The 15,584-nt window shown below is 71.2% G+C and carries 12 protein-coding genes; 8 read left to right on the top strand and 4 right to left on the bottom strand.

The features are described from left to right. The first annotated feature begins 72 nt into the window (after positions 1-72). The 8 genes from NNW99_RS05085 to NNW99_RS05050 all read left to right on the top strand — a co-directional run bounded on the left by NNW99_RS05085 (position 73) and on the right by NNW99_RS05050 (position 8,862). The gene (locus tag NNW99_RS05085) at positions 73-1,263 is read left to right on the top strand and encodes an inositol-3-phosphate synthase (protein WP_215117494.1); all 1,191 of its coding nucleotides are present in this window, start codon (positions 73-75) and stop codon (positions 1,261-1,263) included. After that, positions 1,260-2,336 carry an SCO3242 family prenyltransferase gene (locus tag NNW99_RS05080; protein ID WP_215117493.1) on the top strand — a complete coding sequence of 359 codons (1,077 nt, stop codon included), beginning with the start codon at positions 1,260-1,262 and terminating at the stop codon, positions 2,334-2,336. The genes NNW99_RS05085 and NNW99_RS05080 overlap by 4 nt, the downstream gene beginning before the upstream one ends. A 71-nt stretch (positions 2,337-2,407) precedes the next feature. Further along, positions 2,408-3,355 carry a sugar phosphate isomerase/epimerase gene (locus NNW99_RS05075; RefSeq protein ID WP_215124153.1) on the top strand — a complete coding sequence of 316 codons (948 nt, stop codon included), beginning with the start codon at positions 2,408-2,410 and terminating at the stop codon, positions 3,353-3,355. After that, positions 3,352-4,104 carry an EboA domain-containing protein gene (locus tag NNW99_RS05070; RefSeq protein ID WP_215117492.1) on the top strand — a complete coding sequence of 251 codons (753 nt, stop codon included), beginning with the start codon at positions 3,352-3,354 and terminating at the stop codon, positions 4,102-4,104. Before NNW99_RS05075 ends, NNW99_RS05070 begins: the two co-directional genes overlap by 4 nt. Beyond that, complete coding sequence (locus NNW99_RS05065) at positions 4,104-5,024, top strand: TatD family hydrolase (RefSeq protein WP_215117491.1); 921 nt, start codon at positions 4,104-4,106, stop codon at positions 5,022-5,024. Before NNW99_RS05070 ends, NNW99_RS05065 begins: the two co-directional genes overlap by 1 nt. A gap of 3 nt (positions 5,025-5,027) precedes the next feature. Further along, positions 5,028-6,197: a metabolite traffic protein EboE gene (eboE, locus tag NNW99_RS05060; RefSeq protein ID WP_215117490.1), complete on the top strand. Its 1,170-nt coding sequence runs from the start codon at positions 5,028-5,030 to the stop codon at positions 6,195-6,197. A gap of 116 nt (positions 6,198-6,313) precedes the next feature. Beyond that, positions 6,314-7,705 carry a nucleotide pyrophosphatase/phosphodiesterase family protein gene (locus tag NNW99_RS05055; RefSeq protein ID WP_215124152.1) on the top strand — a complete coding sequence of 464 codons (1,392 nt, stop codon included), beginning with the start codon at positions 6,314-6,316 and terminating at the stop codon, positions 7,703-7,705. Positions 7,706-7,785: 80 nt separating this feature from the next. Next, positions 7,786-8,862 carry a sugar phosphate isomerase/epimerase gene (locus tag NNW99_RS05050; RefSeq protein ID WP_215117489.1) on the top strand — a complete coding sequence of 359 codons (1,077 nt, stop codon included), beginning with the start codon at positions 7,786-7,788 and terminating at the stop codon, positions 8,860-8,862. Between the two features lie 96 nt (positions 8,863-8,958). On the opposite strand, the gene NNW99_RS05045 is transcribed toward NNW99_RS05050, so the two are convergent. The 4 genes from NNW99_RS05045 to NNW99_RS05030 all read right to left on the bottom strand — a co-directional run bounded on the left by NNW99_RS05045 (position 8,959) and on the right by NNW99_RS05030 (position 15,550). Continuing rightward, a complete protein-coding gene (locus tag NNW99_RS05045; RefSeq protein WP_215117488.1) occupies positions 8,959-10,347 on the bottom strand; it encodes an OFA family MFS transporter in 1,389 nt (462 codons plus the stop codon). 120 nt (positions 10,348-10,467) lie between these two features. Continuing rightward, positions 10,468-12,612 (bottom strand): acetate--CoA ligase family protein, encoded by a 2,145-nt coding sequence (locus NNW99_RS05040; RefSeq protein ID WP_215117487.1) that lies wholly within the window; start codon positions 12,610-12,612, stop codon positions 10,468-10,470. Positions 12,613-12,616: 4 nt separating this feature from the next. After that, positions 12,617-13,858 (bottom strand): formyl-CoA transferase, encoded by a 1,242-nt coding sequence (frc, locus tag NNW99_RS05035; protein WP_215117486.1) that lies wholly within the window; start codon positions 13,856-13,858, stop codon positions 12,617-12,619. 9 nt (positions 13,859-13,867) lie between these two features. Further along, positions 13,868-15,550, bottom strand: coding sequence for a thiamine pyrophosphate-binding protein (locus NNW99_RS05030; RefSeq protein WP_215117485.1), 1,683 nt, complete (start codon positions 15,548-15,550; stop codon positions 13,868-13,870). Positions 15,551-15,584: the final 34 nt, after the last annotated feature.

The following is a 15,584-nucleotide window of genomic DNA, read 5'->3' as shown; positions in this document are numbered from 1 at the left end:
GCGGGGGACGCCGGACCCCCGCCCGCCGTCTCCCTTCCCCCCTCGGGTTCGCGCACGACCAGGAGGCTGCCCATGTCCGCGTCCCTCTCCCGACCGCGTGTGGGGGTGTGGCTGATCGGAGCCCGAGGCTCCGTCGCCACCACCGTCGTCACGGGGTGCGCCGCCATCACCGCCGGACTGCACCCGCCCACCGGCATGGTCACCGAGACCCCGGCGTTCACCGACAGCGCCCTGCCCGCGCTCTCCGACCTGGTCTTCGGCGGCCACGACACCCTCGACTGCCCCCTCCCCAAACACGCCGAGACCCTGACCGCCGGCGGCGTCCTCCCACCGGGCGTCGCCACCGCCGTCGCCGCCGACCTCGCCGCCGCCGACCGGGAGATCAGGCCCGGTGGCCCCACCCCGGGGGACACCAGGAGCGAGGCCGAACTGATCACGGCCTTCGCCGCCGACATAAGCGACTTCGCGCACCGCCACGCCCTGGAGCGGACCGTGGTGGTGAACGTCGCCTCCACCGAACCCGCGTCCCAGGGACCCGACGCCCCTCTCCCCGCCAGCACCCTGTACGCCCTGGCGGCCCTGCGCGCCGGCTGCCCGTACGTCAACTTCACCCCCTCCGAAGGCATCCACCACCCCACCGCCGCCCGCGAGTCCGAGCGAAGCGGCCTGCCGTACGCCGGCCGGGACGGCAAGACCGGCCAGACCCTGCTGCGGGCCGTGCTGGGCCCGATGTTCGCGCAACGGGCCCTGAGGGTCCGGGCCTGGTCCGGCACGAACCTGCTCGGCGGCGGCGACGGCGCCGCCCTCGCCGACCCGGCCGCCGCCGCGGCGAAGAACGCCGGCAAGGAACGCGTCCTCGCCGACACCCTCGGCACCGTCCCCGAGGGCGAGGTCCACATCGACGACGTCCCGGCCCTCGGCGACTGGAAGACCGCCTGGGACCACATCGCCTTCGACGGCTTCCTCGGCACCCGCATGATCCTCCAGACCATCTGGCAGGGCTGCGACTCGGCGCTCGCCGCACCCCTGGTCCTGGACCTGGCCCGGCTGACCCTCCGAGCCCACGAGACCGGCCTGTCCGGTCCGCTCGACGCCCTCGGCTTCTACTTCAAGGACCCCGTGGGGGAGGGGCCGTCAGGCCTCGCCGAGCAGTACGAGGAACTGGTCCGGTTCGGCCGGAGCCTGGGGCGGACCGGTGCAGAGGACCGGCGGGATGTGGGGTCGGCGGAGGAGCGCCGTGACGACGCGGGGGATGCCCTGTGACGCCTCGCGACAGCTCTTGCGGATGCTCTGCGGGCTCGTCCACAGCCGCTCCTCGATCCGGCACCGGCGACACGGCCCCCTGCACCTGCACCGGCCGGTCACCGCGCGGACGCGCCTGGGCCGAACTCCTCCGTCTGCCCGCCCTGTTCAGCGTCCCGGGCGACGCCTTGGCCGGCACGGCCGCGACCGGCGCGGCACCCAACGCCCGCACCCTGCTCGCCATCGGCTCCTCCCTCTGTCTCTACGAGGCCGGCATGGCCCTCAACGACTGGGCGGACCGCGCCATCGACGCCGTCGAACGCCCACACCGCCCCCTTCCCTCCGGCCGCATCAGCCCGGCCGCCGCGCTCACGGCGGCCTGCGCCCTCACCGGCGCCGGACTGGCCCTGGCCTCCCGCGCCGGCCGCCCCGCCCTGGCCGTCGCCGCGCCCCTCGCGGCAACCGTCTGGGCGTACGACCTCGGCCTGAAGCACACCCCCGCGGGCCCCGTCGCCATGGCCGCGGCGCGTGGACTCGACCTGCTCCTGGGAGCCGCCGCGACGACCGGCCGCACCCGACCCGCACTCCCCTCAGCGGCCCTCCTCGGCACCCACACACTGGCCGTCACGACGGTCTCCCGCCAGGAAGCCCAGGGCGGTACGCCTCTGGCCCCCTTGGCGGCCCTCGTGACGACCGCCTTGCTGACCCGTGTGGTGACGCACCGCCCTTCGGAGCGCCGGGGGACAACCGCTCTTGGTCCTCTCGGGCCAGGAGCGACTCGGCCTCCAGGACCTGTGCTCGGCCGGAAGCCCGCGGCACACCTCAGTCCCGCGAGGCCGCGGCAGGAGAGCGGCATGGCGGTCACCACCGCGCTCGCGGCCGCCTACGTCGCGGCCACCGCCCGCCCCTACTTCCACGCCACGCTCAACCCCTCACCTCCCCTCACCCAACGGGCCGTCGGCGCCGGCGTCCGCGCCACGATCCCCCTTCAGGCCACCCTGACCGCCCGCTCCAAGGGCACGGCCACGGCCCTCCTCATCGCGGCCCTGGCCCCGCTGGGAGCGAGGTTCGCGAAGAAGGTGAGTGTGACGTGACTCCGGAGAACTCTCCTCTCGACCCCCACCAGCCGCTCCACCCCTCTCAGCCGCCCCAATCCCGTAAGCCTCTGCAACCCCTCCAGCCCCTCCGCTTCGGCTACGGCACCAACGGTCTGGCCGACCTCCGGCTCGACGACGCGCTCTCCCTCCTCGCCGATCTCGGCTACGACGGCGTCGGGCTGACCCTCGACCACATGCACCTCGACCCCCTCGCCCCCGACCTCGCCGCCCGCACCCGACGGGTCGCCCGGCGGCTGGACGCGCTCGGCCTGGGTGTCACGGTGGAGACGGGCGCCCGCTATGTGCTCGACCCGCGCCGCAAGCACGGCCCCTCCCTCCTGGACCCGGACCCCGGCGACCGGGCGCGCCGGGCCGACCTCCTCGTCGCTGCCGTGCGGGTCGCCGCAGACCTCGGCGCCCACGCGGTCCACTGCTTCAGCGGCGTCCTCCCGGAGGGCACCGACCCGGACACCGCGTGGAAGCGTCTCGCAGACACCCTCACGCCCGTCCTGGACGCAGCCGCCTCCGCAGGCATCCCGCTCGCCGTCGAACCCGAACCAGGCCACCTCCTCGCCACCCTGGCCGACTTCCACCACCTTCGCCGCATACTCGGCGACCCCGAGCCGCTCGGTCTCACGCTCGATCTCGGCCACTGCCAGTGCCTCGAACCCCTCTCTCCCGCCGACTGCGTGCGCGCCGCCGCCCCCTGGCTGCGCCACGTCCAGATCGAGGACATGCGGCGCGGCGTCCACGAGCACCTCCCCTTCGGGGACGGGGAGATCGACTTCCCGCCGCTCCTGGCGGCCCTCGCCGCCACCGGCTACCAGGGCCTGACCGTCGTCGAGCTGCCCCGCCACTCCCATGCCGGGCCGCACTTCGCCGCCCACTCCCTCCCGTTCCTCCGCCACGCCGAGCAGGTCGCGGCCACCGCGTCGCCCCACCCCGCTCCGGCCCTCCAGCAGGCCGCGCCACCCCACGGCGCTCCCTCCGCCACCCCTGAAGGGAGCAGCAGATGACCCACCCCCGCGCCACGCCCGCGGCGAGAACCGAGAGCACCCAGGACGCCCCGAGCACCAGAACCCACACCGGCCGATCCACCCCCGGCACCGCCCTCACCACCCTCCCGTCACTTGCCGATCTCCACAGCGGCCTCATCACCCGACTCGACCCCGACGCCCGCACCTGGCTCGAGCACGCCCTCGACGAGGCCGCCGCCCACCCCGGCATCCACGGCCCCATTTCCCCCTGGGAGCTGCGTCTCGCCGAGGCCGGCCGCCGCTGCGGTGCCGAGCACGCCGACGCCGCCCGGGTGCTCGTCCTCCACGCGGCCCGCGCCGGTACCGACGCCCTGACCCGGGTGTACTTCCAGGGCACCGCCGACGAGCGCCGCGCCGTCCTGCACGCCCTGCCCCACCTCGTGTCCGGCCCCGGCGCCCTCCCGCTCGTCGAGGATGCCCTGCGCACCAACGACACCCGGCTCCTCACCGCCGCCGTCGGTCCGTACGCCGCCCGGCACCTGGCCGCGCACGACTGGCGCCACGCCGTGCTGAAGTGCCTGTTCACCGGCGTGCCCGTCGAGCACGTGGCCGACCTGCCCCGGCGCGCCCACGGCGACGGCGAACTCGCCCGCATGCTGGGCGACTACGCCGCCGAGCGCACCGCCGCCGGCCGCACCGTCCCCGAGGACCTGTATCGCGTCCTGGACCTGACCGAGTCCGTGACCCCGGCCCCCGGCACGGACCACCCCCACGGCAAGGAGTCCTGATGCGCATCTTCGACCCCCACATCCACATGACCTCCCGGACCACCGACGACTACGAGGCCATGTACGCCGCGGGCGTCCGCGCCGTCGTCGAGCCCTCCTTCTGGCTCGGCCAGCCCCGCACCTCGCCCGCCTCCTTCCGCGACTACTTCGACGCCCTGCTCGGCTGGGAGCCTTTCCGCGCCGCCCAGTACGGCATCGCGCACCACTGCACGATCGCCCTCAACCCCAAGGAGGCGAACGACCCGCGCTGCGCGCCCGTCCTCGACGAACTGCCCCGGTATCTCGTCAAGGACAACGTCGTGGCCGTCGGCGAGATCGGCTATGACTCGATGACCCCCGCCGAGGACACCGCCCTCGCCACGCAGCTCCAGCTCGCCGCCGACCACGGCCTGCCCGCCCTGGTCCACACCCCGCACCGCGACAAGCTCGCCGGACTGCGCCGCACCCTCGACGCCGTCCGGGAGTCCGCCCTGCCCCCCGAGCGCGTCCTGGTCGACCACCTCAACGAGACCACCGTCAAGGAGGCCAAGGACAGCGGCTGCTGGCTGGGCTTCTCCGTCTATCCGGACACCAAGATGGACGAGGAACGGATGATCGCGATCCTGCGCGCCTACGGCACCGAGCAGGTCCTGGTGAACTCCGCCGCCGACTGGGGAAAGAGCGACCCCCTCAAGACCCGCAAGGTCGGCGACCTGATGCTGGCCGAGGGCTTCACCGAGGACGACGTCGACCGGGTGCTGTGGCGCAACCCCGTCGCCTTCTACGGGCTGAGCGGCCGTCTGAACCTCGACGTCGCCGGCACGGAGCCCACCCATGAGGGCAACTCCATCCTCCGTGGCGCCCCGAAGGATCCGCACGAGCCGGATCCCGGCCCGGGAGGCGGCGACGAGCCGGCCCGCGTCCCCGTCGCGGAGGCGTGAACCATGCGCTTCCGCCACCCCGACGGTTCCACGGTCCACCTCGCCTACTGCACCAACGTCCACCCCGCCGAAACCCTCGACGGGGTCCTCGCCCAGCTCCGCGACCACTGCGAGCCCGTCCGCCGCCGACTGGGCCGCGACCGGCTCGGCATCGGGCTGTGGCTCGCCAAGGACGCCGCCCGGGTCCTCGTAAGCGACCCGTCCGCGCTGCGCGGCCTGCGCACCGAGCTCGACCGGCGCGGCCTCGAGGTCGTCACCCTCAACGGCTTCCCCTATGAGGGCTTCGGGGCCGAGGAGGTCAAATACCGCGTCTACAAGCCGGACTGGGCCGACCCGGAACGCCTCGACCACACCAGCGCTCTGGCCCGGGTCCTTGCGGGGCTCCTCCCCGACGACGTGGCCGAGGGCACCATCTCGACCCTGCCCCTCGCCTGGCGCACCGCGTACGACGACGAGCGCGCGGAGACCGCCCACACCGCCCTGCGCACCCTCGCCGAACGCCTCGACGCCATCGAGGAACTGACCGGGCGCTCCATCCGCGTCGGCCTGGAACCGGAACCCGGCTGCGTCGTCGAGACCACCCGCGACGCCATCGCCCCGCTCACCGCGATCGGCCACGACCGCATCGGCATCTGTGTCGACACCTGCCATCTCGCCACCTCCTTCGAAGATCCGGACACCGCCCTGGACGCCCTCACCGAGGCCCGTGTCCCCGTCGTCAAATCCCAGCTCTCCGCCGCCCTGCATGCCGAACACCCCCATCTGCCCGAGGTCCGCGAGGCTCTCGCCGCGTTCGCCGAACCCCGTTTCCTGCACCAGACCCGCACCGCCACCGCCGCGGGGCTGCGCGCCACCGACGACCTCGACGAGGCCCTGGCGGGCCACGCCCTGCCGGACGGCGCACCCTGGCGCGCCCACTTCCACGTCCCCCTGCACGCGGCCCCCGCCGCGCCCCTCACCTCCACACTTCCGGTCCTGAAGTCCGCACTGACCCGGCTCGTCGGCGGCTCGGCCCCGCTCACCCGCCACCTGGAGGTCGAGACCTACACCTGGCAGGCCCTCCCGTCCGAACTGCGCCCCCGGGGCCGCGCCCAGCTCACCGAGGGCATCGCCGCCGAACTCACCCTCGCCCGAGACCTGCTGACGGACCTCGGCCTGAAGGAGCTGCCGTGAGCACCCACGCTTCCGCCCCGGGCACCGGCCCTTCCGTCCCAGGCGCCGACGCCCCGGGCACCGGCCCTTCCGTCCCAGGCGCCGACGCCCCGGGCACCGCCCCATCTGCCCCGGGCATCCGCCCGACCCCGGCAGGCCCCACACCCCTCCTCGTCCTAGACGTCGTCGGCCTCACCCCCCGTCTCCTCGACCACATGCCCCGTCTCAAGGCGCTCGGCCAGTCCGGCTCCCGCGCCCCGCTGGGCACCGTCCTGCCCGCCGTCACCTGTGCCGCCCAGTCCACGTTCCTCACCGGCACCATGCCCTCGGAGCACGGCATCGTCGGCAACGGCTGGTACTTCCGCGAACTCGGCGATGTCCTCCTGTGGCGCCAGCACAACGGGCTCGTGGCCGGCGACAAGCTCTGGGACGCCGCCCGCCGTGCCCACCCCGGCTACACCGTCGCGAACATCTGCTGGTGGTACGCCATGGGCGCCGACACCGACTTCACCGTCACCCCCCGTCCGGTCTACTACGCCGACGGCCGCAAGGAACCCGACTGCTACACCCGGCCGGCCGCACTGCACGATGAACTCACCGAAAAGCTCGGCACGTTCCCCCTTTTCCATTTCTGGGGCCCCGGAGCCGACCTCGTCTCCAGCCGGTGGATCATCGACGCGACCCGCCATATCAACCGCACCCGGCACCCCGATCTGACGCTCTGCTACCTCCCTCACCTCGACTACGATCTGCAGCGCTTCGGCCCCGACGACCCGCGCTCCCTGAAGGCGGCCGCCGATCTGGACGCCGCCCTGGCCCCGCTCCTGGACGACGCCCGCGCCGAGGGCCGCACGGTCGTCGCGCTGTCCGAGTACGGCATCACCCGGGTGAGCCGGCCCGTCGACATCAACCGCGCTCTGCGCCGCGCCGGCCTGCTGGAAGTGCACACGCAGGAGGGCATGGAGTACCTCGACCCGATGGCGTCACGTGCCTTCGCGGTCGCCGACCACCAGATCTCCCATGTCTATGTGCGCCGCCCCGAGGACCTCGAAGCCACCCGGGCCGCCCTCGACGGACTGCCCGGCCTCGGCCAACTCCTCGACGACGAGGGCAAGAAGGCCCATCACCTCGACCATCCGCGCGCGGGAGAACTCGTTGCCGTGGCGGAAGCCGACGCCTGGTTCACGTACTACTACTGGCTCGACGACGCCCACGCGCCCGACTTCGCCCAGCTCGTCGAGATCCACCGCAAACCCGGCTACGACCCGGTCGAACTCTTCATGGATCCCCTCGACCCCTACGTCAAGGTCAAGGCGGCCACCGCACTGGCGCGCAAGAAACTCGGCATGCGCTACCGCATGGCGGTCGTGCCCCTGGACCCCTCACCTATTCGCGGCAGCCACGGCCGCCTCCCGGAGAGCGACGACGACGGTCCGCTCCTCATCTGCTCCACCCCCCGTGCTGTCGGTGACCGCGTCGCGGCCACCGATGTGAAGTCACTGCTGCTCGAACTCGCCGGTCTCGGCTGAGGAAAGAGCCTGAGTCCCGACTGGTCACAAGTGAAGCACTCACCACTGACAACGCCCCGCGATCACGAGGAGTTCCACGCATGAGCCGCTTCTCCCAGCCCGATCCCGAGCTCACCCACCGCCTCAGCAGACGCGGCATGCTCGGCGTGGCCGCCGGAGCCACCGCCGCCGCCCTGCTCGGCGCCGCGGCCCCCGCGACGGCCGCCACCGGCAGTGCGACCGCCACCACCGGCAACACAGGCGCCACCGGCACCGCGTCCGGAGCCAAGGGCCGGGGCCGCCCCGTCCTGCCGCCCGGCCGCCTCGGTATCCAGCTCTACAGCCTGCGCGACAAGGTCTCCACCCTCGGCTTCGGCCCCGTCTTCGCCGAGCTGGAGAGGTACGGCTACGACGAGGTCGAGTTCGCCGGCTACACCCAGGGCTCCGCGGGCCCCATCACGCTCGCCCAGCTCAAGCGGCTGGCCCGCAACCACGGCCTGAACCCGATCGGCAGCCATGTCGGCTACTACTCCAACGACCAGAACGCCTACACCTTCGCCCAGAACCTCACCAAGGTCCTCGACGACGCCCAGGCCCTCGGCCTCAAGCACATCGGCACGGCCTCGGGCCCGTTCCGCTACGGCTCCACCGTCGACGCCTGGAAGCGCGCCGCCGAGGACTTCAACACCTACGGCGCGGCGGCGAAGGCCCGGGGCATGAAGTTCTACCAGCACAACCACTCCGAGGAGTTCTCCTTCGCGACGGACAACCCCAAGGTCCGCCTCTACGACATCCTGCTCAAGGAGACCGACCCGGACCTCGTCTACCTGGAGATGGACATCTACTGGGCGTACGTCGGCCAGTTCCGCTTCTCCAAGCGGCCCGACGGCAAGCCTGCGCCCTTCGAACCGCTGAACTACGTCCTCAAGCGGCCGGACCGCTACCCGCTGTTCCATGTGAAGGACGGCGAGAGCGACCCGTCGAACCCCTACGGCTACAACATGACCGACGTGGGCGACGGCGACATCGACTACCAGCGCTTCATCTCCGCCGTCACCCGGCTGCGCGGCCACCGCATGGCCCACCACTGGCAGGCCGAGCACGACAACCCGGCCGAGTCGTTCACCTTCGCGCGCCGGTCCAGCGCGCACCTGCACTCCCTGAGAGAGAAGTGCTGAAAGCCGTAGTGGCATGAGGAGGCCCCTCCCGCATCGGGAGGGGCCTCCTCACGCGTGGGACGGCCAGCCCACGAGCCCTGTCCGGGCGCGTCACGATCAGGCCGTGTCCTCGCCGAGCGGTTGGGGATTGGGGACGACGCGGCTCTCTTCCTTGTCGCGTCCCGGCGGGGAGAGGAACAGGGCCACGCAGCCGGCGAAGAGCGAGATCGAGCCGGCCAGGATGAAGGCACCCGAGTGCCCCCAGGCACCGACGACCACGGCACCCATACCCGCGCCCAGACCGGAGACGAGCTTGGCGCTGTAGACCATGCCGTAGTTGGACGCGTTGTTGTTCTCGCCGAAGTAGTCCGCGGTGAGGGCCGCGAACATCGGGAAGATGGCGCCGCCTCCGAAGCCGGAGATCGCCGAGAAGATCAAGAACAGGGTCAGGTTCTTGCTGTCCGCCGACCAGAGGATGCCGAACTGGGCGAGGCCCAGGATGACGCACACGGCGAGCAGGCACCGCTTGCGGCCATAGAGGTCGGAGAGCCAGCCGATGACGCCGCGGCCGGTTCCGTTGACGATCGCCTTCAGGGACATGGCCGTGGCCACGATCCCGCCCGCGAACCCGGCCTCCTCGCCGATGTCCACCTGGAAGGCGATACCGAAGATGTTCACGCCGGACGTGCACGCCAGACAGAACCACATCAGGGCCACCCGGCCGGTCTTCCACGCCTCCTTGGGGGAGTACTGGTGGACCGCCGGCGGGTTCATCCGCAGCGAGCGGGCCGCACGCGGGTCGGCGGGCGGGTTCAGCGGGTCGATCGCCGAGGGCCACCAGTTCTTCGGCGGGTCCTTGAAGAAGTAGCCGGAGACCGCCACGATTCCGGCCAGGAACACGCCCACCGAGACCAGCACCCAGCGGAAGTTGGTCAGGTCCATGTAGCCGTTGAAGAGGAAGACGAAGGGCACCGAGCCGTAGGCGAAACCGCCGTTGACGAAGCCGGTCTTGCCACCCTTGCGCTCCGGATACCACTTGCCGACCATGTTGACGCAGGTGGCGTACACCATGCCCGCGCCCATGCCGCTGAACATGCTGAAGCCGATGTAGGCGAAGACGACGTGCGGCGCGAACGCCAGCGACAGATAGCCCAGCAGGGTGCCCGTCGCTCCGCACATCATCGCCCAGCGGGCCGGCAGCCTGCCGCTCTCACGCAGCTTGCCCGCCGGGAAGGCCACCGCGGCCTGGAAGAAGACCCAGACGGTCATCATCCAGAAGATGTGCATGCTGTTCCAGCTGTGCGCCGTGTGCAGGGTGTCCTCGGCGGACGCGAACGCGTACTCGGCGGAGGAGATGCCCATCATGCCGATCCAGGGCAGGATCACCATCCACTTGCGTTTGCGCCCCATGATGTCGATGTCGGACTCGCCGACGCGATAGACGCGTCCGTTCTTGTCGGTCAGCTCGCGATAGGCGGCGACCCGTGGAACGTCGGTGGTTGTCACGTGGATTGCACCCCTTGCGTCGAAAGATCTGGCCAGCGCCCCCTGTCCCATGCCTTTCGTGCGCGTACGGGTCCCGGGGCCGGCCGACGCGCACCGTCGGCCGGCCCCCGCTCCCTCACCTCATGTACCGCCCCCCAGCACCCCCGCCTCCCGCGCCCAGCGGTACTTGGCGCCGAGCACGGCCACCGGCTTCTCGGTCGTGTACGGGTACGCCACGACCCCGCGCTCGAAGAGGTACTGGCAGGCCTCCTCGACCTCCACATCGCCCGCGAGTGATGCCACGACGGGCTTCTCGATCCCGCGCTCCCGGAACTCGGCCACCACGCGCGCGGTGAGCTCCGCGAAGACCATCGGAGGAGTGACGATGGTGTGCCAGTAGCCGAGGACGAGCGCGTGGATGCGCGGGTCCTCCATGCCCAGCCGGATCGTCGCCTCGTACGTCGACGGCGGCTCGCCCCCGGTGATGTCCACCGGGTTGCCCGCGGCCCCGAAGGGCGGGATGAACTTCCGGAACGCCTCGTCCAGGTCGGGTGGGATCTCCATCAGCGACAGGCCGTTGTCCGTCACCGCGTCCGAGAGGAGCACGCCGCTGCCGCCGGCCCCCGTGATGATGACGACGTTGTCGCCCTGGGGGGCGGGAAGCACCGGCAACGCGCGCGCGTACTCCAGCATCTCGTTCAGCCCGGGGGCCCGGATGACCCCGGCCTGCCGCAGGATGTCGTCGTACACGGCGTCGTCGCCCGCCAGGGCACCGGTGTGCGAACCGGCCGCCTTCGCGCCTGCCGCCGTACGCCCCGCCTTGAGTACTACGACCGGCTTCTTCGGCACGGTCGCCCGCGCGGCCTCCACGAACGCGCGACCGTCCTTGAGGTCCTCCAGGTGCATCGCGATGCACTGGGTGTTGGGGTCCTCCCCGAACCACGTCAGCAGGTCGTCCTCGTCCAGGTCCGACTTGTTGCCGAGCCCGACGATCGCCGACACACCCGTCTTGGTGGTGCGGGCGAACCCCAGGATGGCCATCCCGATGCCGCCCGACTGCGACGTCAGAGCGACCCCGCCCTTGACGTCGTACGGCGTGCAGAACGTGGCGCAGAGGTCCTGCCAGGTGGAGTAGTAGCCGTAGATGTTCGGACCCAGCAGCCGTACGCCGTGCCGCTCGGCGATCTCCACGATCTCCGCCTGGAGTTCGTGCTCGCCGGTCTCGGCGAAGCCGGAGGGGATCAGCACGGCGTTCGGGATCTTCTTGCGTCCCACCTCCTCCAGGGCCGAGGCCACGAACTTGGCGGGGATCGCGAAGACCGCCACATCCACCTCACCGGGAACGTCCGTGACACTCTTGTACGCCTTGCGGCCCAGGATGTCATCGGCCTTGGGATTCACCGGGTGGATGTCCCCGGCGAAGCCCCCGTCGACGAGGTTGCGCATCACGGAGTTGCCGATCTTGCCCTGCTCGTTGGAGGCGCCGATCACGGCGACCGAGCTCGGCTGCATCAGCCGGCGCATGGACGTGAGGATCTCGTCCCTGGAGTACCGCCGGCGCGGCGGGGGCTGCGACTCGGCGAGGATCACCCGGATGTCGGCCGCGACGGCCCCCTCCGCCGTCGCGATCACCGGATTGAGGTCCACCTCGGCGATCTCCGGGAAGTCCGCGACGAGTTCGGACACCCGGCGGATCTGCTCGGCCACGGCCCACCGGTCCACACCCGCCTGGCCGCGCACCCCGCGCAGGATCTCCGCCGAGCGGATCGAGTCCAGCATCGACAGCGCCTCGTCGGCGTCCACCGGAGCGAGCCGGAAGGTGACGTCCTTCAGGACCTCGACGAGCACCCCGCCGAGCCCGAACGCGACCACCTTCCCGAACGTCGGGTCCGTGACCGCCCCGACGATGACCTCCTGCCCCTTCGGCAGCAGCTCCTGCACCTGCACACCGTCGATACGGGCAGCGGCGTCGTAGGCACGCGCGTTGTCGACAATGGTGTGGAACGCGGCCCGTACGTCCGCGGCGCCCTCGACGCCGACGACGACCCCGCCCGCGTCGGTCTTGTGCAGGATGTCCGGCGAGACGATCTTCATCACGACGGGCCCGCCGAAGCGCGCCGCGAACGCCACGGCCTCCTCGACGTCGGTCGCCAGCTCCTCGCCCGGTACGGCGATCCCGTACGCGTCGGCGATCACCTTGCCCTCGGGCGCCGTCAGCGCGGTCCGCCCCTCGGCCCGCACGGAGTCGAGGAGGCCGCGCACCCGCAGGAGGCGGTCTTCTGCCATCACGTCAGATCACTCCGTTCGACTTGAGCAGGCGTACTTCCTCGTCGCCGAGGCCGAGTTCGCCGACGTAGACCTCTTCGTTGTGCTCGCCGAGCAGCGGTGAACCGGTCACCTCGACGGGGGAGTCGGACAGCTTGAGCGGGCTGCCGACGGTCACGAACTCGCCCCGCTGCGGGTGCGGCACGGTGACGACCATCTCGTTGGCGACCAGCGACCGGTCCTCGATGATCTCCCGGGTGGACAGGATCGGTCCGCACGGGATGTTGTGCGCGTTGAGCCGCTCCAGCACCTCCCACTTGGGCAGCGTCGAGGACCACTCCTCGATCAGCTGGAACATCTTGTTCAGCTTGGGCAGCCGCGCCTCGGGCGTCGCCCACTCGGGGTCCTCGGCCAGTTCGGGCCGGCCGATGAGCTCGCTGATCGGCTGCCAGCCGACGGGCTGCACGATGACGTACACGTAGTCGTTCGGGCCGCCCGGCGCGCACTTGACCGCCCAGCCGGGCTGGCCGCCGCCGGACGCGTTTCCGGACCTGGGAACCTCCGTGCCGAAGTCGTCGTTGGGATATTCACGGAGCGGGCCATGGGCCAGCCGCTGCTGGTCCCTCAGCTTCACCCGGCAGAGGTTGAGGACGGCATGCTGCATGGCCACGTTGACCCGCTGACCGCGCCCGGTGTTCTCCCGCTGGAACAGCGCCGCGAGAATCCCCGCCACGGCGTGCACACCCGTCCCCGAGTCCCCGATCTGGGCTCCCGTCGCCAGCGGCGGCCCGTCCTCGAAACCGGTGGTCGACATCGACCCGCCCATGGCCTGCGCGACGACCTCGTACGCCTTGAACTTGGTGTACGGGCCTTCGCCGAACCCCTTGATGGAGGCATAGACGATCCGTGGATTGATCTCCTGGATGCGGTCCCAGGTGAAGCCCATCCGGTCGACCGCGCCCGGTCCGAAGTTCTCGACCATGACATCGGAGCGCCGGATCAGCTCGGTGAGGATCTCCTTGCCGCGTTCGGTCTTGGTGTTGAGGGTGATGCTCCGCTTGTTGCAGTTGAGCATCGTGAAGTACAGGGAGTCGACGTCCGGCAGGTCACGCAGCTGCTTGCGCGTGATGTCACCGGTCGGCGCCTCCAGCTTGACGACGTCCGCGCCGAGCCAGGCGAGCAGCTGGGTCGCGGAGGGCCCGGACTGGACGTGGGTCATGTCCAGGACGCGGATGCCTTCGAGGGCCTTGGTGGACGGAGCAGTCATCGGGGCACCTCACTTGTACATGGTCTGGTTCATGGTTCCGGGGGCGTACGCGTCGGGGTCGACCCAGACGTTGATCAGGGACGGCTTGCCGGACTCGCGGGCGCGCCGCAGGGCCGGGCCGATGTCGGCGGGGTCGCGGACCTCCTCGCCGTAACCGCCCAGCATCTGGGCGAACTTGTCGTAGTGGACGTCGCCGAGGGTGTTGCCGATCCGCTCGCGGTCCTTTCCGTACTTGGCGGACTGGCCGTAGCGGATCTGGTTCATGGAGGAGTTGTTGCCGACGATGCCGACGAAGGGGAGGTCGTAGCGGACGAGAGTCTCGAAGTCCCAGCCGGTGAGGGAGAACGCGCCGTCGCCGAAGAGCGCGACGACCTCCTTGTCGGGCCGCGCCTGCTTGGCCGCGAGCACGAAGGGGACGCCGACGCCGAGCGTGCCCAGGGGACCGGGGTCCATCCAGTGCCCGGGTGACTTGGGCTGCACGACCTGCCCGGAGAAGGTGACGATGTCGCCGCCGTCGCCGATGTAGATCGAGTCCTCGGTGAGGAAGTCGTTGATCTCGCTGACCAGGCGGTACGGGTGGATGGGCGAGGCGTCCGACCGCAGGCTCGGCAGCCGCTTCTCCAGAGCGGTCTGCTCGGCGGCGCGCAGTTCGTCCAGCCACTCCTTGCGCCTGGACGCACCGCCGTTGACGCGTCCGGAGGCCGCCTCGGTCACGGCTTTGAGCACCAGCCCGGCGTCGCCCACGATGCCGAGGTCGATGTCGCGGTTCTTGCCGACCGTGCGGTAGTCGAGGTCGATCTGCACGACGGTCGCCTCCGGCGAGAGGCGCTTGCCATAGCCCATGCGGAAGTCGAAGGGCGTGCCGACGATGACGATCACGTCGGCGTTGGAGAAGGCGTACCGGCGCGAGAGCTGGAAGTGGTGCGGGTCGCCGGGTGGGAGGGTGCCACGTCCGGCGCCGTTCATGTACGCCGGGATGTTCAGGGTGCGCACCAGGTCGATGGCCGATTCGGTGCCCCGGGTCGTCCACACCTGGCTGCCGAGCAGGATGGCCGGCTTCTCGGCGTGCACCAGCAGGTCGGCGAGCCTCTCGATCGCCTCGGGGTCACCGGACGAGCGGGTCGAGGCACGGTAGGCGCCGGACTGCGGCACCCGTGCCTTGGCCGCTGGCACCTTGGCGTCCAGTACATCGCGCGGGATCTCCAGGAAGGAGGGACCGGGCGCGCCGTGGAAGCACTCGCGGAACGCCATGGAGACCAGGTCCGCCGCACGCGCCGTGTCCGGCACGGTCGCGGCGAACTTGGTGATGGGGTTCATCATGTCGACGTGCGGCAGGTCCTGGAGGGACCCCATCTTGTGCTGGGTGAGGGCCCCCTGACCGCCGATCAGCAGCATGGGGGACTCGGCGCGGAAGGCGTTGGCGACGCCGGTGACGGCGTCGGTCGTGCCCGGTCCGGCGGTGACCACGGCGCAGCCGGGCTTGCCGGTGATGCGCGCGTAGCCGTCGGCGGCGTGGGCGGCGACCTGTTCGTGGCGTACGTCGACGACCTCGATGCCCTCGTCGACGCAGCCGTCGTAGATGTCGATGATGTGGCCGCCGCACAGCGTGTAGATGCGGTCGACCCCCTCGGCCTTCAGTGCCTTGGCTACGAGATGACCACCGGAAATCAGGTCCTGGGTGTCGTCGGGCATGGCGAAGTCCTGTCCCTTCGTAGGGGGTTGGAAC

The organism is Streptomyces sp. CRCS-T-1 (genome assembly GCF_024442335.1).
GTDB classification, from domain to species: domain Bacteria; phylum Actinomycetota; class Actinomycetes; order Streptomycetales; family Streptomycetaceae; genus Streptomyces; species Streptomyces koelreuteriae.
This window is presented reverse-complemented; position numbering and strand designations above follow the sequence as displayed.

Bases quoted from the DNA above. Each gene is read 5' to 3' on its own strand.
- frc (WP_215117486.1), bottom strand. From the start codon at position 13,858: ATGACTGCTCCGTCCACCAAGGCCCTCGAAGGCATCCGCGTCCTGGAC.
- NNW99_RS05050 (WP_215117489.1), top strand. From the start codon at position 7,786: ATGAGCCGCTTCTCCCAGCCCGATCCCGAGCTCACCCACCGCCTCAGC.
- NNW99_RS05030 (WP_215117485.1), bottom strand. From the start codon at position 15,550: ATGCCCGACGACACCCAGGACCTGATTTCCGGTGGTCATCTCGTAGCC.
- NNW99_RS05070 (WP_215117492.1), top strand. From the start codon at position 3,352: ATGACCCACCCCCGCGCCACGCCCGCGGCGAGAACCGAGAGCACCCAG.
- NNW99_RS05085 (WP_215117494.1), top strand. From the start codon at position 73: ATGTCCGCGTCCCTCTCCCGACCGCGTGTGGGGGTGTGGCTGATCGGA.
- NNW99_RS05065 (WP_215117491.1), top strand. From the start codon at position 4,104: ATGCGCATCTTCGACCCCCACATCCACATGACCTCCCGGACCACCGAC.
- eboE (WP_215117490.1), top strand. From the start codon at position 5,028: ATGCGCTTCCGCCACCCCGACGGTTCCACGGTCCACCTCGCCTACTGC.
- NNW99_RS05040 (WP_215117487.1), bottom strand. From the start codon at position 12,612: ATGGCAGAAGACCGCCTCCTGCGGGTGCGCGGCCTCCTCGACTCCGTG.